General features: G+C 72.6%; 16 protein-coding genes. 12 read left to right on the forward strand and 4 right to left on the reverse strand.

Features of this window, described 5'->3' with window-relative positions:
* Positions 1-100 precede the first annotated feature (100 nt).
* From OG245_RS28530 to OG245_RS28570, 9 genes are all read left to right on the forward strand, one after another.
* Entirely contained in the window at positions 101-2,935 is a 2,835-nt protein-coding gene (locus tag OG245_RS28530; RefSeq protein ID WP_371626252.1) for a DNA translocase FtsK, read from the forward strand.
* A 303-nt stretch (positions 2,936-3,238) separates the two neighbouring features.
* Positions 3,239-4,039, forward strand: coding sequence for a RodZ domain-containing protein (locus OG245_RS28535; protein WP_371626253.1), 801 nt, complete (start codon positions 3,239-3,241; stop codon positions 4,037-4,039).
* A gap of 174 nt (positions 4,040-4,213) precedes the next feature.
* Positions 4,214-5,695 (forward strand): 30S ribosomal protein S12 methylthiotransferase RimO, encoded by a 1,482-nt coding sequence (gene rimO / locus OG245_RS28540; RefSeq protein ID WP_371626254.1) that lies wholly within the window; start codon positions 4,214-4,216, stop codon positions 5,693-5,695.
* On the forward strand, positions 5,692-6,510 hold the full coding sequence (gene pgsA, locus OG245_RS28545; RefSeq protein WP_371626255.1) for a CDP-diacylglycerol--glycerol-3-phosphate 3-phosphatidyltransferase: 819 nt from the start codon (positions 5,692-5,694) through the stop codon (positions 6,508-6,510). Before rimO ends, pgsA begins: the two co-directional genes overlap by 4 nt.
* Positions 6,507-7,031: a CinA family protein gene (locus tag OG245_RS28550; RefSeq protein WP_371626256.1), complete on the forward strand. Its 525-nt coding sequence runs from the start codon at positions 6,507-6,509 to the stop codon at positions 7,029-7,031. The genes pgsA and OG245_RS28550 overlap by 4 nt, the downstream gene beginning before the upstream one ends.
* A 94-nt stretch (positions 7,032-7,125) precedes the next feature.
* The gene (locus tag OG245_RS28555; protein ID WP_003965837.1) at positions 7,126-7,509 is read left to right on the forward strand and encodes a helix-turn-helix domain-containing protein; all 384 of its coding nucleotides are present in this window, start codon (positions 7,126-7,128) and stop codon (positions 7,507-7,509) included.
* A gap of 238 nt (positions 7,510-7,747) precedes the next feature.
* A complete protein-coding gene (locus OG245_RS28560) occupies positions 7,748-8,218 on the forward strand; it encodes a Dps family protein (RefSeq protein WP_371626257.1) in 471 nt (156 codons plus the stop codon).
* A gap of 52 nt (positions 8,219-8,270) precedes the next feature.
* The gene (locus OG245_RS28565; protein WP_371626258.1) at positions 8,271-8,462 is read left to right on the forward strand and encodes a CsbD family protein; all 192 of its coding nucleotides are present in this window, start codon (positions 8,271-8,273) and stop codon (positions 8,460-8,462) included.
* Positions 8,463-8,610: 148 nt separating this feature from the next.
* Positions 8,611-8,931: a hypothetical protein gene (locus OG245_RS28570; protein ID WP_371626259.1), complete on the forward strand. Its 321-nt coding sequence runs from the start codon at positions 8,611-8,613 to the stop codon at positions 8,929-8,931.
* Here the strand turns inward: OG245_RS28570 and OG245_RS28575 are convergent.
* The 3 genes from OG245_RS28575 to OG245_RS28585 all read right to left on the reverse strand — a co-directional run bounded on the left by OG245_RS28575 (position 8,879) and on the right by OG245_RS28585 (position 15,494).
* The gene (locus OG245_RS28575) at positions 8,879-9,643 is read right to left on the reverse strand and encodes an SDR family NAD(P)-dependent oxidoreductase (protein ID WP_371626260.1); all 765 of its coding nucleotides are present in this window, start codon (positions 9,641-9,643) and stop codon (positions 8,879-8,881) included. The two genes, OG245_RS28570 and OG245_RS28575, sit on opposite strands and share 53 nt — an antisense overlap.
* A gap of 36 nt (positions 9,644-9,679) precedes the next feature.
* Positions 9,680-10,576, reverse strand: a complete 897-nt coding sequence (locus OG245_RS28580; protein ID WP_371626261.1) for an Fpg/Nei family DNA glycosylase — start codon at positions 10,574-10,576, stop codon at positions 9,680-9,682.
* Between the two features lie 229 nt (positions 10,577-10,805).
* Positions 10,806-15,494, reverse strand: a complete 4,689-nt coding sequence (locus OG245_RS28585) for a DEAD/DEAH box helicase (RefSeq protein ID WP_371626262.1) — start codon at positions 15,492-15,494, stop codon at positions 10,806-10,808.
* Between the two features lie 102 nt (positions 15,495-15,596).
* On the opposite strand from OG245_RS28585, the gene OG245_RS28590 reads away from it, so the two are divergent.
* The 3 genes from OG245_RS28590 to OG245_RS28600 all read left to right on the forward strand — a co-directional run bounded on the left by OG245_RS28590 (position 15,597) and on the right by OG245_RS28600 (position 17,829).
* The gene (locus OG245_RS28590; RefSeq protein ID WP_371626263.1) at positions 15,597-16,445 is read left to right on the forward strand and encodes an AraC family transcriptional regulator; all 849 of its coding nucleotides are present in this window, start codon (positions 15,597-15,599) and stop codon (positions 16,443-16,445) included.
* 203 nt (positions 16,446-16,648) lie between these two features.
* Positions 16,649-17,527, forward strand: coding sequence for an AzlC family ABC transporter permease (locus OG245_RS28595; RefSeq protein ID WP_371626264.1), 879 nt, complete (start codon positions 16,649-16,651; stop codon positions 17,525-17,527).
* Positions 17,524-17,829 (forward strand): AzlD domain-containing protein, encoded by a 306-nt coding sequence (locus OG245_RS28600; RefSeq protein ID WP_003965829.1) that lies wholly within the window; start codon positions 17,524-17,526, stop codon positions 17,827-17,829. Before OG245_RS28595 ends, OG245_RS28600 begins: the two co-directional genes overlap by 4 nt.
* A 67-nt stretch (positions 17,830-17,896) precedes the next feature.
* Here the strand turns inward: OG245_RS28600 and OG245_RS28605 are convergent, their stop codons facing one another.
* Entirely contained in the window at positions 17,897-18,811 is a 915-nt protein-coding gene (locus OG245_RS28605) for a hypothetical protein (RefSeq protein WP_371626265.1), read from the reverse strand.
* Between the last annotated feature and the right edge of the window lie 30 nt (positions 18,812-18,841).

Raw genomic sequence — 18,841 nt, forward strand, 5'->3', positions numbered from 1 at the left:
CGTGAGGCGACGTCAGTTCCGGGCCCCGCGAAGGCGACACGGTCGGGTGAACCAGTAGGCGAACGTGTTCACGGGCGACGACAGCGGTAACCTCGGCACCATGGCCTCACGTACGTCCGGCAAGGGTTCCCAGGGCACGGCGGGCACCGCGAAGCGCGTCGGCCGTACCGCGGGCCCGGCGAAGAAAGCCGCGCCCGCCAAGAAGACCGCGCCCAAGAAGTCGGCTGCTCCCGCGAAGAGGGCGCCCGCGAAGAAGGCGGCGGCCAGGAAGCCCGCGCCCAGACCCGCACCGTCACCCACCGGAGGCGTCTACCGGCTGGTGCGGGCGGTCTGGCTCGGGGCGGCGCACGGCGTCGGCGCGCTGTTCCGTTCGATAGGGCGTGGCGCCAAGGGACTTGACCCCGCCCACCGCAAGGACGGGCTCGCGCTGCTGCTGCTCGGCCTGGCGCTGATCGTCGCCGCGGGCACCTGGTCCAATCTCCAGGGGCCGGTCGGCGACCTCGTCGAGATGCTGGTGACCGGGGCCTTCGGCCGGCTCGACCTGCTCGTGCCCATACTGCTGGGCGCGATGGCGGTGCGGCTGATCCTGTATCCGGAGCGGCCCGAAGCCAACGGCCGTATCGTCATCGGACTCTCCGCGCTGGTCATCGGAGTCCTCGGCCAGGTCCACATCGCCTGCGGTTCGCCGGGCCGGGACGCGGGCACCGAGGCGATGCAGGACGCGGGCGGGCTGATCGGCTGGGCCACCTCCAAGCCGCTGATCTTCATGATGGGCGAGGTGCTCGCCGTACCGCTGCTGGTGCTGCTGACCGTGTTCGGGCTCCTCGTCGTCACCGCCACCCCGGTCAACGCCATCCCGCGGCGGCTGCGTCAGCTCGGCGTCCGCCTCGGCATCGTGGATCCGGCGCCCGGGACCGGCGAGGGGTACGAGGACGACGACGAGCGCTACGACGAACAGTGGCGCGAGGCGCTGCCCGAGCGGACTCGTCGGCGTGGCGCGCGGCGCACGGACGAGGACCCGGTCCACGACCACGACGAGGCCGAGGCCGAGGCGCTCACCAAGCGCAGGAGGCCCCGCAGGCCCTCCGCGCAGCCCGCGATGAACCGGCCGCTGGACGCGGTGGACGTCGCCGCGGCCGCTGCCGCAGCGCTCGACGGGGCCGTGCTCAACGGCATGCCGCCCTCGCCGGTCGTCGCCGACCTGACCCAGGGCGTCTCCGTGGACCGGGAGCGCACCGGGACGCCCGTGCCCGGGGCCCGGGAGGCCGAGCGGGACGCCGCGGGGAAGGCCGGGGCCGGGCGCCGGTCGGACCGGTCCCCCGGCGCCGATGACGCGGCCGGCGGTGACCGTTCCGGTGACGTCTCCGGCCGGTCCGGCGCCGTTCCCGACCTGACGAAGCCCGCGCCGGAGCGTTCCGAGGGGCTTCCCGCACGCGCCGAGCAGCTCCAGCTGTCCGGCGACATCACGTACTCGCTGCCCTCGCTCGACCTGCTGGAGCGCGGCGGACCGGGCAAGACCCGCAGCGCCGCCAACGACGTGGTCGTCGCCTCGCTGACCAACGTCTTCACCGAGTTCAAGGTCGACGCCGCGGTCACCGGCTTCACCCGGGGCCCGACCGTCACCCGCTACGAGATCGAGCTCGGCCCCGCCGTGAAGGTCGAGAAGATCACGGCGCTGGCCAAGAACATCGCGTACGCCGTGGCCAGCCCGGACGTGCGGATCATCTCGCCGATCCCGGGCAAGTCCGCCGTCGGCATCGAGATCCCCAACTCCGACCGCGAGATGGTCAACCTCGGCGACGTGCTGCGCCTCGCGGACGCGGCCGAGGACGACCACCCGATGCTCGTGGCGCTCGGCAAGAACGTCGAGGGCGGCTATGAGATGGCCAACCTCGCCAAGATGCCGCACGTCCTGGTCGCCGGCGCCACCGGTTCCGGCAAGTCCTCCTGCATCAACTGCCTGATCACCTCGATCATGGTGCGGGCCACCCCGGACGACGTGCGGATGGTTCTGGTCGACCCCAAGCGCGTCGAGCTGACCGCGTACGAGGGCATCCCCCACCTCATCACCCCGATCATCACCAACCCGAAGAAGGCCGCCGAGGCGCTCCAGTGGGTCGTGCGGGAGATGGACCTGCGCTACGACGACCTCGCCAACTTCGGCTACCGGCACATCGACGACTTCAACCACGCGGTGCGCAACGGCAAGTGCAAGGCGCCCGAGGGCAGCGAGCGGGAGCTGTCCCCGTACCCGTATCTGCTGGTGATCGTCGACGAGCTGGCCGACCTGATGATGGTGGCCCCGCGCGACGTCGAGGACTCGATCGTCCGCATCACCCAGCTGGCCCGCGCGGCCGGCATCCACCTGGTGCTCGCCACCCAGCGCCCCTCGGTCGACGTGGTGACCGGCCTGATCAAGGCCAACGTGCCCTCCCGGCTCGCCTTCGCCACCTCCTCGCTCGCCGACAGCCGCGTCATCCTCGACCAGCCCGGCGCCGAGAAGCTCATCGGCAAGGGCGACGGGCTCTTCCTCCCGATGGGCGCCAACAAACCCACCCGCATGCAGGGAGCGTTCGTCACCGAGGACGAGGTCGCCGCCGTCGTCCAGCACTGCAAGGACCAGATGGCCCCGGTCTTCCGGGACGACGTCGTGGTGGGAACGAAACAGAAGAAGGAGATCGACGAGGACATCGGCGACGACCTGGACCTGTTGTGCCAGGCCGCCGAACTGGTCGTCTCCACCCAGTTCGGATCGACCTCGATGCTCCAGCGCAAGCTCCGGGTCGGCTTCGCGAAGGCGGGACGGCTGATGGACCTGATGGAGTCCCGCAACATCGTCGGGCCCAGCGAGGGATCCAAGGCGCGCGACGTCATGGTGAAACCCGACGAGCTCGACGGGGTGTTGGCCGTCATCCGCGGGGAATCCGCTCCGTAAAGGTTTTGTGGGCAACCGTTTCGTACGGCCGTACGTCCAGTTGAAGGGAGGGACGGAACCGTGCTTCTCCCCGAAGCCCGCTCCGTCGTCACCTCACCCGTACTCCCACCCCGTTCGGCCCACTACAGGTTGCCCAGTCCTCGATCGGGGCCGTGCTCCGTCCCCGCTCCGCACCGGAGCCGACGGCGGGCCCGTCCGGCGAACCCGATGGCCTACAAAGTCGTCCCTCCCGGTTGCCCCTCCCTTTCGTACCCCCCCTAGACTGAACATCCAGCAGGTGGCTCACGCTCGAAAGGCGCCCCCGTGTCCATCGGCAACTCCCCCGAAGACGACCGGCCTTCGATCGGTCGTGCCCTTCAGCAGGCTCGTATCGCCGCGGCTCTGACGGTCGAGGAAGTCAGCAGCTCCACCCGGGTGCGCATCCCCATCGTGCACGCGATCGAGCAGGACGACTTCTCCCGCTGCGGCGGCGACGTCTACGCCCGCGGTCACATCCGCACGCTCGCCCGTGCCGTCGGCATCGATCCGGAACCGCTGGTCGAGGAGTACGACGCCGATCACGGCGGCCGTCCCGCCCCGACCCCCGCGGCGCCGCTGTTCGAAGCGGAACGCATCCGCTCGGAACCGCGGCGGCCGAACTGGACCGCGGCCATGGTCGCGGCCATCGTCGCCGTCATCGGGTTCGTCGGCTTCACCCTCTTCAGCGGCGAGGACGAGCCCTCGAACACCGCGCAGATCGCGGAGGGCTCCAAGCCCGACAAGACCGCGGCCAAGCCCACCGCCACCAAGCCCTCCGACCCCAAGCCCGTGCCCTCCGAGAGCGCCATCGCCGCCGCCCCCCGGGACAAGGTGACGGTCAAGCTCAGCGCCGACCGGGGCAAGAGCTGGATCTCGGCCAAGGACCACAACGGACGGCTGCTCTTCGACGGGCTGCTGCTCCAGGGCGAGTCCAAGACCTTCCAGGACAAGGAGCGCATCGACCTCGTCCTCGGCGACGCCGGGGCGATCGAGCTCTTCGTCAACGGCAAGCAGGTCGAGGACCGCTTCGGTCCGGGCCAGGTCGAACGGCTTTCCTACACCAAGGGCGACCCCGAGGCCGGCTGATCCGCCGTCCTCCGCTTCCGTACACGTCCCGACGGGCGTCCGGCACCGCGCCGGGCGCCCGTCGGCGTTCCCCGGCCCGGACGCTGTTACTCCCCGTAGCGGGGAAGGGGCGGCGGTGAGGGCAGGCAACCCTGCACGGCAGGGGGGCCGCCGGAACAAAGTAGTCTTGAGTCCATGCCCGAACGCCGTACCGTCGCCCTTGTCACTCTTGGATGCGCCCGTAACGAGGTGGACTCGGAGGAGCTTGCAGGCCGCTTGGCAGCGGACGGCTGGGACCTCGTCGAGGATGCCTCCGACGCGGATGTCGCAGTCGTCAACACCTGTGGGTTCGTCGAAGCCGCCAAGAAGGACTCCGTCGACGCCCTGCTCGAAGCCAACGATCTGAAGGATCACGGCCGCACCCAGGCCGTCGTCGCCGTCGGCTGCATGGCCGAGCGCTACGGCAAGGACCTCGCCGAGGCCCTGCCGGAGGCGGACGGCGTCCTCGGATTCGACGACTACGCCGACATCTCCGACCGGCTCCAGACCATCCTCAACGGTGGCATCCACGCCTCGCACACCCCGCGCGACCGCCGGAAGCTGCTGCCGATCAGCCCCGCCGAGCGGCAGGACGCCGCCGTGGCGCTGCCCGGCCACGCCCAGGAGACGCCCGCCCCCGCGCCCGAGGACCTTCCCGAGGGGGTCGCACCGGTCTCCGGGCCGCGGGCGCCGCTGCGCCGCAGGCTCGGCACCAGCCCCGTCGCCTCGGTCAAGCTCGCCTCCGGCTGCGACCGCCGCTGCTCCTTCTGCGCCATCCCCTCCTTCCGCGGCTCGTTCATCTCGCGGCGCCCCTCGGACGTGCTCCAGGAGACCCGCTGGCTGGCCGAACAGGGCGTCAAGGAGGTCATGCTCGTCTCCGAGAACAACACCTCGTACGGCAAGGACCTCGGCGACATCCGCCTCCTGGAGACCCTGCTGCCCGAGCTGGCCGACGTGGACGGCATCGAGCGGATCCGGGTCAGCTACCTCCAGCCCGCCGAGATGCGCCCGGGCCTCATCGACGTCCTCACCTCGACGCCTAAGGTCGCGCCGTACTTCGACCTCTCCTTCCAGCACTCCGCCCCCGGCGTGCTGCGCGCGATGCGCCGCTTCGGCGACACCGACCGCTTCCTGGAGCTCCTGGACACCATCCGGAGCAAGGCCCCCGAGGCCGGTGCCCGCTCCAACTTCATCGTCGGCTTCCCCGGCGAGACCGAGGCGGACCTCGCCGAGCTGGAACGCTTCCTCACCGGCGCCCGCCTCGACGCGATCGGCGTCTTCGGATACTCGGACGAGGAGGGCACCGAGGCAGTCGGCTACGAGAACAAGCTCGACGCCGACACCATCGCGGAGCGCCTCGCCCACATCTCGCAGCTGGCCGAGGAGCTGACCTCGCAGCGGGCCGAGGAGCGCGTCGGCGAGACCCTCCAGGTGCTGGTGGAGTCCGTGGAGACGGAGGAGGACGGCGAGGTCGCGATCGGGCGCGCGGCGCACCAGGCTCCCGAAACCGATGGCCACGTGGTCTTCACCACACGCGAGGGACTCGTGCCGGGCCGTATGGTCGAGGCAAAGGCAGTGGGCACCGAGGGCGTCGACCTGGTGGCCGAACACCACGAGCTTGCGGAGGCAGCCAGATGACCGGAGTCCCGGCATCCGCGGCAGGCGGCTCCGGCGCGAAGCCGGTCCGCGGCGGCAAGCTGGGCACTGCGGCCGTCAACCAGGCCAGCCTGTGGAACATCGCCAACATCCTGACCATGGTGCGGCTGCTGCTCGTGCCCGGGTTCGTCCTGCTGCTGTTCCACGACGGCGGATATGACCCGGTCTGGCGCGCGTTCGCCTGGGCGGCCTTCGCCGTCGCGATGATCACCGACCTGTTCGACGGTCATCTGGCGCGGGCGTACAACCTGGTCACCGACTTCGGGAAGATCGCCGACCCGATCGCCGACAAGGCGATCATGGGCGCGGCGCTGGTCTCGCTGTCCATCCTGGGCGATCTGCCGTGGTGGATCACCGGAGTCATCCTCGCCCGTGAGCTGGGCATCACGCTGATGCGGTTCTGGGTCATCCGGCACGCGGTGATCCCGGCCAGCCGAGGCGGCAAGCTGAAGACGCTCGCGCAGGGGACGGCGGCCGGGATGTACGTCCTGGTGCTCACCGGCCCCCTCGCGACCTTGCGTTTCTGGGTGATGATGGTCGCCGTCGTGCTGACGGTCGTCACCGGACTCGATTACGTACGCCAGGCCGTCGTGCTGCGCCGCCGGGGCCTCGCCGCCGAGCGAGCCGCCGCTGCCGAGCGGGCCGCCGCTGCCGAGCGGGCCGCTGCCGCCACGGAGGCGCTCCAGGCCACCGTCGGCACCCCGGCCGACGCCGGCGCGGCAGCCGGACCCGTGGCAGGCGCGACGGACGTACGCGCCGCCGCCGAGGCGCGCGGCGCCGCGGAGGCCGAGCGGTGACAGCCGCTGCCCGGGTGCTCCGGCTTCTCGGAGCACGGGGCGAGACGCTCGCCGTCGCCGAATCCCTGACGGGCGGCCTGGTCGCCGCCGAACTGACCTCCGTACCCGGCGCCTCCCGATCCTTCCTCGGATCGGTGACGGCGTACGCCACCCCTCTGAAGCGGGACGTCCTGGGTGTCGACGGGGGCCTGCTGGCGGAGCGCGGAGCCGTGGACCCCGAGGTCGCGCGGCAGATGGCGGCCGGCGTGCGCCGGGTGCTGGGCGCCGACTGGGGCGTCTCCACCACGGGGGTCGCGGGACCGGAACCACAGGACGGACAGCAGGTCGGCACGGTCTACGTGGCCGTGGCCGGACCCTCCGGCGTCGAGAAAGTGACGGCTCTGCGGTTGAATGGTGGGAGGGCGGATATCCGTAGTGAGAGTGTGCGAGACGCCCTCGAACTGCTCGCAGGCGAACTCGGTGAGAATGCGCGGGCACAGGATACGGAACAGAACGGGGGGAACGGATGTTTGCAGCCCTGAGTGAACACGACATCGCTCCCCGCACGGCCGCGGCACAAGGCGGTACGGTAGGGCGTGAAGGATGCGGCTACGCGGTCCGAGGAGGGAGCCACCGATGATTCTGCTCCGTCGCCTGCTGGGTGACGTGCTGCGTCGGCAGCGCCAGCGCCAAGGCCGTACTCTGCGCGAAGTCTCCTCGTCCGCCCGGGTCTCGCTCGGTTATCTCTCCGAGGTGGAGCGGGGGCAGAAGGAGGCATCCTCCGAGCTGCTCTCCGCGATTTGCGACGCGCTTGACGTACGGATGTCCGAGCTCATGCGTGAAGTGAGCGACGAGCTCTCGCTCGCTGAGCTGGCCGAGTCGGCAGCTGCCAGTGATCCGGTCCCAGTACCGGTTCGTCCCATGCTCAACTCCGTCTCCGTCTCGTCGGTCGCAGGTGTGCCGTCGGGCCGGGTGACCATCAAGGCGCCCGCGGAAGCGGTGGACGTCGTCGCCGCCTGATCCACGCGGCACAGTTGCTCGACCGGAGTCCCGGTCGGCCCCCGTGGGGGCCGACCGGGACTTCTGCGTGTGACGGGCCAGGGCCTCCCGTCTGTCCCGTCCGCGGGGGCAGGTGTGAACCGTCGGTCGGTGGGCAGACGGAGGACAAGGCCCACATGACCGTTTTGCTCAATATGTGCCATCGTGGGTGATGGACTGAGACGGTCAGTGAAGAGGCTGACGGATGGGAGCAGTGGATATGTCTGTGGTCAAGAGCACGTTGTCCGAGAGCGACCTCAAGGTCGTGGGAACGGCGCTGCAGGGCGCTCTGGTCGACCTCGTCGACCTTTCCCTGGTGGCCAAGCAGGTCCATTGGAACGTGGTCGGCCCGCGCTTCCGCTCCGTGCACCTCCAGCTCGACGACGTCGTCGTCACGGCCCGGCAGCACTCCGACACGGTCGCCGAGCGCGCCTCGGCCGTCGGAGTCAATCCGGACGGGCGGTCCGGCACGGTGGCCAAGGAGACCGCCATCGCGTCCGTGCCCGAGGGCTGGATCAAGGACTCCGACGCCGTGCGGATCCTGGTGGACGCGCTGGGCGTGGTCATCGGCCGGATGCGGGAGCGCATCGAGGCGACCGACGAGCCGGATCCGATCACGCAGGACCTGCTGATCGGGCTGACGGCGGAGCTTGAGAAGCACGCGTGGATGTTCCAGGCCGAGAGCGCCTGAACCGGCACCCGGCCGGCGACCGAGAGACATCCCGAGCAGGAGGAGCGAGATCATGAGTGACGGAGCCATGGACAAGCTGAAGGGCAAGGGCAAGGAGGCCGTCGGCAAGCTGACCGGCGACCGCCGCAAGGAGGCCGAGGGCAAGGCCGATCAGGCCAAGGGCGGTGCCAAGGACGCGGCGGGCGGAATCGGCGACCGCGCCAAGGGTGTGAAGGACTCCCTCCGCCGGGACGACGACAAGTAGCCCCGGGGCTTCCTCCGGGTTCGCGTGCCCCCGCCGTTCTCGGCGGGGGCACTTCTGTGCGGGTGACCCCCTCGGCCGGGCGTTCTGGATGCACCACGGCCGCCGCCAGGGGAAACTGCCGGAAAGGACGTCGGCGAGGGAGGCAGCGATGATACGGCGATGGGTGCCGGCGCTGGTCCTCGGCGGACTGTGGTGGTGGGCGGTGCTCCGGCTGGTGCTGCGTCCGGAACAGGCGGGGCTGGTGGAGGGGGCGGTGGCGGCGGGGGGCTGGGGGTTGAGCCTGTTGCCGGTCCATGTCGTGCCGGTCGTGCCGGTCGCGTCGGTCGTGCCGGTGAGCCCGTCGGGGCGGTCAGGGGGGCCGGGAGGGGCGGGGCGGTCAGGGCCTTCGGCGTTGGGTTCGTCGACGCGGTGGTGGTCTACCAGGGCATGGCGACGCCGCCGTTCGGCCGGAGGATCTGACCGGTCATGAAGGCCGAGGCGTCCGAGGCCAGGTGCAGCACGGTATGGGCGACGTCCTCCGGTTCGCCGACCCGGCCCAGCGGGGAGATCCGGGCCATCGTCGCCTCCGCCCGGTGCCGGCCCGGGGCGTCGTGCCGGTCGGTCATGGGCGTACGGATCCAGCCGGGCGCCACGGCGTTCACCCGTATGGCGTGGGGGCCCAGCTCCGTGGCGAGTGTCTTGGTGAGCTGCACCACGGCTGCCTTCGCGACGCTGTAGCAGAGCAGGTTCGCGCTCGCGGAATCCACGGCGCCGGATGCCATCGTGATCAGCGAGCCGGGGGCGGAGCGGGCCGTCATGGAACGGGCCACTTCCTGGCAGGCGTACAGAACCCCCTTGAAATTGACGGCCAGCACCCGGTCCAGGTCCTCGTCCGCCGTCTCCAGCACGCTGCTGGTGTGCATGATCCCGGCCGAGGCGACCAGGACGTCGAGATGCCCGGCCGCGCCGACGCTCGCGCGGACCTGATCGCGATCGGTGACGTCGAGGGGATGGGTCCGGGCGCTGCCGCCCGCGTCGGCGATCAGGTCGTACGTCCGGCGCAGTCCCGTCTCGTCGCGGTCCGCGCAGTGCACCGTCGCCCCGGCCTCCGCGAGCAGCAGGGCGCTCGCCCGCCCGATGCCGCTCGCCGCGCCGGTGACGAACGCGGCGCGGCCGGTGAGGTCGTACGCGGAGAGGGGCATGACGGGACCGTACGACCGGATCTGACGGGGCGTCAACTAGGGGGTGGGTCCTGATTGGCAACCGGGGCACCAGTAGGTGGGCCGGTCGTCCTGGTCGGCGAGACGGATCGGGGATCCGCAGCGCAGACAGGGGCGACGGGCCCGCCCGTAGACGTACAGCCGCTCCTGTACGCGAACGGGTGTCCGGGCCGGGCGGGCCGCTGCCGCGGCCCGCGGGCGCTCGGCCCCGACTCCGGCCCCGGGCCCCGCCTCCGGTCCGGGCGACGGCGGGGTGCGGAGTTCGGAGGTGATCGTCGTGGTGCGGGTGGGGCGGTCGCGGTTGGCGTGCAACAGGCGCTCGGCCAGGGTCACGAGCCGGGGGAGCACGCCGTCGGGGAGGGCGCCCACGGGGAGCCACGGGGTGACGCGGGCCAGGAAGCACAGCTCGCACTTGTAGACGTTGCCGATGCCCGCCAGATTGCGCTGGTCCAGGAGCGCCTCGCCGAGGGGGCGCTCCGGTGCGGCGAGCAGTCGGTCCAGGGCCAGGCCGGGGTCCCAGTCGGGGCCCAGCAGATCAGGGCCCAGATGGCCCACGGCCCGGTCCTCCTCGCTGGTGCGCAGCAGCTCCAGCACCGGGAGCCGGTAGCCGACCGCGGTGTGCTCCGCGTTGGCGAGGACCGCGCGGATCTGGTGCCCCGGGCCGCCCCGCCAGCGTTCGTCCGGGGCGTACACCCGCCAGGCGCCGTCCATCCGGAGGTGGCTGTGCAGGGTCAGGCCGCCCTCGACGCGGGTCAGCAGGTGCTTGCCGCGCGCGGTGACGTCCAGGACGGTACGGCCGGAGAGGTCGGCGGTGGCGAAACGGGGGACGCGCAGGTCCGAGCGGGTCAGCACCTGCCCGGCGAGTGCCTTGTGCAGCCGGGCGGCGGTCTGGAGGACGGTGTCTCCTTCGGGCATGCCTCCATGATGGGCGGGCCGCGGCCTTCGTGCACCGGTCCGGAGCCGCCGCCGGGACGGGCGGTGCCGGCCGGGGCGGGTGGCGTCCGTCGGGATGGCGCGGGTGCTCGCCTGGATGCCGGAGGTCGGATGCCCGGTCCTGGTACCAGTCCAGGTTCCGGTACCCGTCCTGGTCCTGGTCCAGGTCCCGGGCGGGCCTGGCGGCCTCCCGGATCGGAGGACCCTCGGATCAGGCGCGCAGGCGCAGGCCTCTCGGGGTGGCGAGGAACCCGGCCGCCTCCAGCGTCCGGCCCAGCGGCGAGGTGAGGGAGGAGACCCCGTTCGTCCGCTCCACCGTCACCGTGCCCAGGGCGCCGCCGCGCGCCGAGGCGGCCAGCGCTTCGGCTGCCGCCCGCAGGGCCGGGGACTCGGGGTCGGAGGGCCAGGCCAGGAGCGTCTTACCGCCCCGCTCCATGTAGAGCGTCAGCTCGCCGTCGACGAGGACCACCAGCGCCCCCGCCTTGCGGCCCGGCTTGTGTCCGGCGCCGTCCGGGGACTCGGGCCACGGCAGGGCGGCGCCGTACGCGTTGGCCGGGTCGGCCGCGGCGAGCACCAGAGCCTGGGGCGCGGAGTCCGGATCCCGCCGGTCGCGGGCCGTGGAGGCCGCCCGCAGGCGGTCCACCGCCCCGTCCATCGCGAACTGCGCGGCCCCGAGCCCCTCCACCACATAGCCGCGCCGCGCCTGCCCGTTGTCCTCGAAGGCGGCCAGGACGCGGTACGTGGCGGAGAAGCCGCCCTCCACCCCTTCGGCCTGCACCGCGCCGCGGGTCACCACGCCGTGCCGGTCGAGGAGGGTACGGGCCAGGGCGTGGGCGCGGTGGGTCGGTTGCGGTTCGACCGGGGGCAGCAGGGACCAGCGGCCCGATACGGTCGGCGGGCCGGTCCGGGACGCCGGGCGGGCGGCGGCGGTGAGCGAGCCGTAGCGCCCGCGCGGGACGCTGCGCCGGGAGCGGTGGGCCGTGGAGCCCGCCGTCCGCCCCGAACCCAGGAGCGAGCGCAGCGGGGCCAGGGTGTCGTTGGTGAGCCGGCCGGACCAGGCCAGGTCCCACAGGGCGTCGGCCAGCTGCTGGTCCGTGCAGTCCGGGTGGGTGGTGGCCCGGACCTGGTCGGCGACCTGGCGGAAGAAGAGGCCGTATCCGCCGGAGAGCGTGGTGAGCACGGACTCGTGGAGCGCCGACAGCTCCAGCGGGTGCGGGGGAGGCAGGAGGAGCGGCGCGCTGTCGGCGAGGTAGAGGGAGACCCAGCCGTCCTTGCCGGGCAGGGCGCCCGCGCCCGCCCAGACGACCTCGCCCGTGGTCGTCAGCTCGTCGAGCATCGCCGGGGCGTAGCCCATGACCCGGCTCGGCAGGATCAGCTTCTCCAGCGCCGACGCGGGAACGGGCGCGCCCTGGAGCTGCTCGACGGCGCGGGCCAGCCCGTCGATGCCCCGCAGGCCGTTGGAGCCGAAGTGCTGCCACTGGGGGAGGAAGGAGGCGAGGGCCGCGGGCGGCACAGGCTCCAGCTCCTGGCGGAGCGCCGCCAGCGAACGGCGGCGGAGCCGGCGCAGCACCGTGGCGTCGCACCATTCCTGGCCGATGCCCGCCGGGTGGAATTCGCCCTGGACGGTCCGGCCGGAGGCCGACAGCCGTTGCAGCGCCCCGTCGGTGACGGCGGTGCCGAGCCCGAAGCGCTCGGCGGCCCTGGCGGCGGTGAACGGGCCGTGCGTCCGCGCGAAGCGGGCGAGGAGGTCGCCGAGCGGGTCCTTCACCGGCTCGGTGAACGCCTCGGGAACGCCGACCGGAAGCGCGGTTCCCAGGGCGTCGCGCAGCCGGCCCGCGTCCTCGATCGCCGCCCAGTGATCGGCCCCGGCGATCCGGACCTGGATCGCCCGGCGGGCCGACGCCAGCTCCGCCGCCCAAGCGGGCTCGGCGCCGCGCTCGGCCAGCTCGGCGTCGGTGAGGGGGCCCAGGACCCGCAGGAGGTCGGCGACCCCCTCGACGTCCTTGATCCGCCGGTCCTCGGTGAGCCACTGCAGCTCCCGCTCCAGCTCGGTGAGGACCTCGGGGTCGAGCAGTTCGCGCAGCTCCGCCTGGCCCAGCAGCTCGGCGAGGAGGTGGGAGTCCAGGGAGAGGGCGGCGGCGCGCCGCTCGGCGAGCGGTGAGTCGCCCTCGTACAGGAACTGCGCCACGTAGCCGAAGAGGAGCGAGCGGGCGAACGGGGAGGGCTCCTGGGTGGTCACCTCGACCAGCCGGACCCGGCGCGCCTCCAGGTCGCCCATCAGTTCCGTGAGCCCGGGGACGTCGAACACGTCCTGGAGGCATTCGCGGACGGCTTCCAGAACGATCGGGAACGAGCCGAACTCCGAGGCGACCTGGAGCAGCTGGGAAGCCCGCTGGCGCTGCTGCCAGAGCGGGGTGCGCTTGCCGGGGGAGCGCCGGGGCAGCAGCAGGGCGCGCGCGGCGCACTCCCGGAACCGGGCGGCGAACAGGGCCGATCCGCCCACCTGGTCGGTGACGATCTGCTGGACCTCGCCCCGCTCGAAGACCACGTCGGCGGCCGCCACCGGGGGCTGGTCGCTGTCGTACGCCACGGCTCCCGGCGCGGGTCCCTCGGTCCCCGCGTCCGGGGCCTTCGGGGCGTCGAGATCGAGCAGATCCAGGCCCATCATGTCCGCGTCGGGCAGCCGCAGCACGATCCCGTCGTCGGCGTGCATGACCTGGGCGTCCATCCCGTAGCGCTCACCGAGGCGGGCGGAGAGGGCGAGCGCCCAGGGGGCGTGCACCTGGGCGCCGAAGGGGGAGTGCACGACGACCCGCCAGTCGCCCAGCTCGTCCCGGAACCGCTCGACCAGGATCGTCCGGTCGTCCGGGACGTGGCCGCAGGCCCGGCGCTGCTCGTCCAGATAGGCCAGGATGTTGTCCGCCGCCCAGGCGTCGAGACCGGCGGCCAGCAGGCGCAGCCGGGCGTCCTCCTCGGACAGGCCGCCGATCTCACGGAGGAACGCTCCCAGGGCACGCCCGAGCTCCAGGGGGCGGCCCAGCTGGTCGCCCTTCCAGAACGGCAGCCGGCCCGGAACGCCCGGGGCGGGCGAGACGAGGACCCGGTCCCGGGTGATGTCCTCGATCCGCCAGGACGTGGTGCCCAGGGTGAAGACGTCGCCGACGCGGGACTCGTAGACCATCTCCTCGTCCAGCTCGCCGACCCGGCCGCCGCCCTTCTTCGGGTCGGCCCCGGCGAGGAAGACCCCGAAGAGCCCCCGGTCGGGAATGGTGCCGCCCGAGGTGACGGCGAGCCGCTGCGCGCCGGGGCGGCCCGTGACCGTGCCCCCGACGCGGTCCCAGACCACCCGGGGGCGCAGCTCCGCGAAGGCGTCGGAGGGATAGCGACCGGCGAGCATGTCGAGCACCGAGGTGAACGCCGACTCGGGGAGCGAGGCGAACGGTGCGGCCCGGCGGACCAGGGACAGCAGGTCGTCGGCCTGCCAGCTGTCCAAGGCCACCATGGCGACCAGCTGCTGCGCCAGGACGTCCAGCGGATTGGACGGGACGCGGAGCGCCTCGATCGCCCCTGTGCGCATCCGTTCGGTGACGACGGCGGCCTGCACCAGATCGCCGCGGTACTTCGGGAAGACCACCCCGGTGGAGACCGCGCCCACCTGGTGTCCGGCCCGGCCCACCCGCTGGAGGCCGGAGGCGACGGAGGGCGGGGACTCCACCTGGATCACCAGGTCGACCGCGCCCATGTCGATGCCCAGCTCCAGGCTGGAGGTGGCCACCACGGCGGGCAGCCGACCCGCCTTGAGGTCCTCCTCGACCTGGGCCCGCTGCTCCTTGGAGACCGATCCGTGGTGGGCGCGGGCCAGCAGGGCGGGAGCACCCCTGCCCGCGCCGGACTGGGCCATGATCTCGGCGGGAGCGTGCGCCTCCGGGAGCGCGGGGGCCGGGTTGTCGGGGTCGAACGCGGTGCCGGTGGCCCGCTCGTACGCGATCTCGTTCAGCCGGTTGCACAGGCGCTCCGCCAGCCGCCGGGAGTTGGCGAAGACGATGGTGGAGCGGTGCGCCTGCACGAGATCGGCGATGCGCTCCTCGACATGCGGCCAGATCGAGGGCTTGTCCGCCTGGCCGGAGTCGCCGTCCGTGGCGGGCGAGCCGCCCAGCTCGCCCAGATCCTCGACGGGGACCACGACCGAGAGGTCGAACTCCTTGGTGGACCGGGGCTGGACGATCTCCACCTTGCGCTGCGGCGACAGGAAGCGGGCCACCTCGTCGACGGGCCGGACCGTCGCGGACAGGCCGATGCGTCGGGCGGGACGCGGCAGCAGCTCGTCGAGACGCTCCAGCGACAGGGCGAGATGGGCGCCGCGCTTCGTGCCGGCGACCGCGTGCACCTCGTCGAGGATCACCGTCTCGACGCCGGCCAGCGCGTCCCGGGCGGAGGACGTCAGCATCAGGAACAGCGACTCGGGCGTGGTGATCAGGATGTCCGGCGGCCTGGTCACCAGGGAGCGCCGCTCGGCGGGCGGGGTGTCTCCGGAGCGGATGCCGACCCGCACCTCCGGCTCCGGCAGGCCCAGGCGGACCGACTCCTGGCGGATGCCGGTCAGCGGCGAGCGGAGGTTGCGCTCGACGTCGACCGCGAGGGCCTTGAGCGGGGACACGTAGAGCACCCGGCAGCGCTTCTTCGCGTCGGCGGGCGGCGGCTCGGCCGCCAGCTTGTCCAGTGAGGCGAGGAACGCCGCCAGTGTCTTACCGGAGCCGGTCGGCGCGACGACCAGGACATCGCTGCCCTCGCCGATGGCCCGCCAGGCGCCCTCCTGTGCCGCCGTGGGCGCGCTGAAGGCCCCGGCGAACCAACTGCGGGTCGCGGGCGAGAACGCGTCGAGCGCGGCGGATCCGGTCATGCTCCCCATCGTGCACCCCGGCACTGACAACGGGTCGGCGACACCACCCGCGGCAGCCCGCTCAGCCGGTGGCGCACGACCGGGACCTGCGAGAATGGCCCCATGACGGGCGCGGACGGCACGGAGGAGTGGGCGCGGCACTGGCAGTACGCCGAGCTGCCCGACCTCGATCTGCTGCGCGCCCGGTACGTCCGCCACACCTTCCCCCGGCACAGTCACGAGGGCTATGTCTTCGGGGCGGTCACCGGTGGGGTGGAGGACGTGGGGCTGCCGGACGGCACGGTCCACGCGGTCCCCGGAACCGTCGTCATGATCAACCCGGAGGTGCCGCACACCGCCCGCTCCGGGGCGCCCGAGGGCTGGGCGTACGCCACGCTCTACCCGTCGGCCCGGGTCGTCAACGACATCGCGGCCGAGGTGACGTCCCTGCGCGGCACGGTCGGCTTCGCCGAGACCCGGGTGACCGACCCTCACGCCTCCCGCCTGATCACCGAGGTGCACCGGGCCGCGGAGGAGGGCAACGCGCTGGCGGCCGACAGCCTGCTGCGGGTCCTGGTCACCCGACTCCTCGGCCGGCACGGCAGCCCGTTGCCCGGACTGGCCGCGCACGCCGGGAGCGCGCGGAACGCCGTGCACGCCCGCGCCGCGCTGGAGGAGCGCATGGCGGCCCCGCCCACGCTGGAGACGCTCGCCGCAGAGCTGGGCATCGGTCCGTTCGCACTGCTGCGAGCCTTCAAGAAGGAGTACGGGATGCCGCCCCACACGTGGCTGACCGACGCCCGGGTGCGCAGGGCCCGCCGCATGCTCGACGCCGGTGTCGCTCCCGCCGAGGCCGCGACCGCCGTCGGCTTCACGGACCAGCCGCACCTCAATCGTCACTTCACCCGGATAGTGGGTGTGCCCCCCGGTGCCTACCAGCGTGAGCGCGGCATGCCGCGGCCCGGAAGATGAAGAGGCGAGACCGTGCCGGCGAGGACGCGAGAACGTACCGGAGATGGTGCGGAACGCGTGGGCGAACCCGCGAGAACGCGCCGACGGGTGTGCAGAACCCGTCGGCGGGTGTGCAGAACGTACCGCCGGGTGTTCAGAACCTGCCGACTGGTGTGCAAGAACGTACAAGACCTGGCCCCGGCGATCCCCGTAGCGTTCCGGGCGTGGCAGAACAGACAGCACTCCCAGAGAGCACCGGCCCGGCCGGTGCCATGTCCGCCGGGCCGCCCGGCACGGCGGCCGAGGCCCGACCGGACAAGCCGGACGCGGCCGTCGTCCGCGACGCGCTCGGCGTCGGTATCGCCGTAGGACTCTCCGGCTTCGCCTTCGGTGTGACCTCCGCCGGCTCCGGCCTCAGCCTGTTGCAGACCTGCGCCCTGAGTCTTCTCGTCTTCACCGGTGCCTCGCAGTTCGCCCTGGTCGGGGCGCTGGCCGCGGGCGGCAACCCCTACACCGCCGCGGCCGGGGCGTTCTTCCTGGGCGTCCGGAACGCGTTCTACGGTCTGCGCCTCTCCCAACTGCTCGCCCTTCCCCGTGCGGTACGGCCATTCGCCGCCCACTGGGTCATCGACGAGACGACCGCGGTCACCCTGCCGCAGCCCACCCGCCGGGCCGCGCGGATCGGCTTCACGGTCACCGGACTGACCCTGTACGTGCTGTGGAACCTCACCACCCTGGTGGGCGCCCTGGGCGCCGAGGCGCTGGGCGACACCGACACGTGGGGCCTGGACGCGGCGAGTCCCGCGGTGTTCCTCGCGCTGCTCGCGCCGATGCTCAAGAGCACCACCGAACGCGTCACGGCGGGGCTGGCCGTTCTGCTGGCCCTGACGCTGCTGCCCGTTCTGCCGGCGGGCGTGCCCGTCCTGCTGTCGGCGCTCGCGGCGCCCGTCGTCCTCTTCCTCATGGGACGGACGAAACGGGGACAGTACGCCAGGAGCACAGAGGACGCCGGGAACGCGGAGAACGCCGAAGGCACCGCGGACGCCGAGAGCACCGCGGACGGTACGGCGACACAGCGGAAGAAGGGTGAGCGGCGCTCATGAACGTCTGGATTGCCATCGGACTGACCGTGGCGGGCTGCTACCTCGCCAAACTCCTGGGCCTGCTGGTGCCCGCGGGCGTGCTGGAGCGGCCGCTCGTCCAGCGGATGGCCGCCCTGCTGCCCGTGGCGCTGCTGGCGGCTCTGACCGCGCAGCAGACCTTCGGCGACGGCCAGCAGCTCGTCCTCGACGCCCGTGCCGCCGGTCTCGGCGCGGCGGCACTCGCCCTGGTCCTTCGCGCCCCCTTCCTGGTCGTCGTCGGCGCGGGCGTCCTGGTCACGGCGGGCGTGCGCGCTCTGGCCTGAGCGGGGCGGGCGACCGGCTGACCGGCTGACCGGGCGAGAAGGCGCCCGCCCATCACGCCGGGCACGGTCAGCCGAGCGGACGACCGTACGAGCGGAGCGTCCCCAAGGCTCTGAGCGTCACCAGGGGACGCCCTTCCAGTGCGGTTCCCGGCGCCCACTGACGCCAGGTCACGGGCCATCCGCCGTCGTCCTGCTGCTCGGCGGCCAGGTGGTCGAGCGAGCGCTCCAGCTCCTCGTCCGTGAACCAGCGACGGGCCAGGGATCCGGGCGTACGGGCGTAGTCGTGCGGGAAGTGGTGCTCGCCCGGCGCGTAGCCCGTCGCCACCGGGTACTCCGCCCGTCTGGACGGATCGAGCACCGCCAGGCGCTGTTCGCGCACCAGGCGGCCGAGCCGGTCGGCCGCCGCCTCGGCACGGGCTTGGTCGGGGGCGCCGTCCAGGAAGGCGACCGCGGCCTCGACCTCGTAGGGATGGGACTGCTCCAGAGCCTCGACGGCACTCCAGCAGAAGTCCGTCGCCCGGAACAGCCATGCGTGCCACACCTGATTGCCGTGGAGCAGCCCGACGACCGGGCCGGTCGCGAGCAGCTCCGCCGGCGGGTTGTCCACGATCGGGATGAACGGTGCCGCGGGATAGCCGCGCTGCGTGGGGAGCAGCGCGGGCAGAGCGCCTTCCTTGGTCGACACATCGGTCAGATAGCGACAGATCCGTTCCACGCGCTGTCCGTCGCAGCGGCCGATCGAATCAAGGACGCTCAGCGCGTGGGCGGTGTGCAACGGCTGGCTGACCGGACCCCGGAGATCGGGTTCCAGCGCGTGACCGTAGCCGCCGTCCTCGTTCAGATAGGCGGAGAGGGCCGTCTCGACTGCATCGGGATCTCCGTCCAGGAATCCATGGGCGAACCTCCGCTGTTCGAGGACCCGGGCGGTGAGCCAGATGAACTGCTCGGCGCGGGCGAGGGTGTTTGCTCCGGTTCCAGCCATGGACCGACCGTAGAGCGGAAAGGAGCCCGG

Source organism: Streptomyces sp. NBC_01116, from assembly GCF_041435495.1.
GTDB lineage: Bacteria > Actinomycetota > Actinomycetes > Streptomycetales > Streptomycetaceae > Streptomyces.

Excerpts from the sequence above, each read along its gene's own strand:
- OG245_RS28530 (WP_371626252.1), top strand. The coding sequence starts at position 101 with ATGGCCTCACGTACGTCCGGCAAGGGTTCCCAGGGCACGGCGGGCACC.
- rimO (WP_371626254.1), top strand. The coding sequence starts at position 4,214 with ATGCCCGAACGCCGTACCGTCGCCCTTGTCACTCTTGGATGCGCCCGT.
- pgsA (WP_371626255.1), top strand. The coding sequence starts at position 5,692 with ATGACCGGAGTCCCGGCATCCGCGGCAGGCGGCTCCGGCGCGAAGCCG.
- OG245_RS28555 (WP_003965837.1), top strand. The coding sequence starts at position 7,126 with ATGATTCTGCTCCGTCGCCTGCTGGGTGACGTGCTGCGTCGGCAGCGC.
- OG245_RS28560 (WP_371626257.1), top strand. The coding sequence starts at position 7,748 with ATGTCTGTGGTCAAGAGCACGTTGTCCGAGAGCGACCTCAAGGTCGTG.
- OG245_RS28565 (WP_371626258.1), top strand. The coding sequence starts at position 8,271 with ATGAGTGACGGAGCCATGGACAAGCTGAAGGGCAAGGGCAAGGAGGCC.
- OG245_RS28570 (WP_371626259.1), top strand. The coding sequence starts at position 8,611 with ATGATACGGCGATGGGTGCCGGCGCTGGTCCTCGGCGGACTGTGGTGG.
- OG245_RS28575 (WP_371626260.1), bottom strand. The coding sequence starts at position 9,643 with ATGCCCCTCTCCGCGTACGACCTCACCGGCCGCGCCGCGTTCGTCACC.
- OG245_RS28580 (WP_371626261.1), bottom strand. The coding sequence starts at position 10,576 with ATGCCCGAAGGAGACACCGTCCTCCAGACCGCCGCCCGGCTGCACAAG.
- OG245_RS28585 (WP_371626262.1), bottom strand. The coding sequence starts at position 15,494 with ATGACCGGATCCGCCGCGCTCGACGCGTTCTCGCCCGCGACCCGCAGT.
- OG245_RS28590 (WP_371626263.1), top strand. The coding sequence starts at position 15,597 with ATGACGGGCGCGGACGGCACGGAGGAGTGGGCGCGGCACTGGCAGTAC.
- OG245_RS28600 (WP_003965829.1), top strand. The coding sequence starts at position 17,524 with ATGAACGTCTGGATTGCCATCGGACTGACCGTGGCGGGCTGCTACCTC.
- OG245_RS28605 (WP_371626265.1), bottom strand. The coding sequence starts at position 18,811 with ATGGCTGGAACCGGAGCAAACACCCTCGCCCGCGCCGAGCAGTTCATC.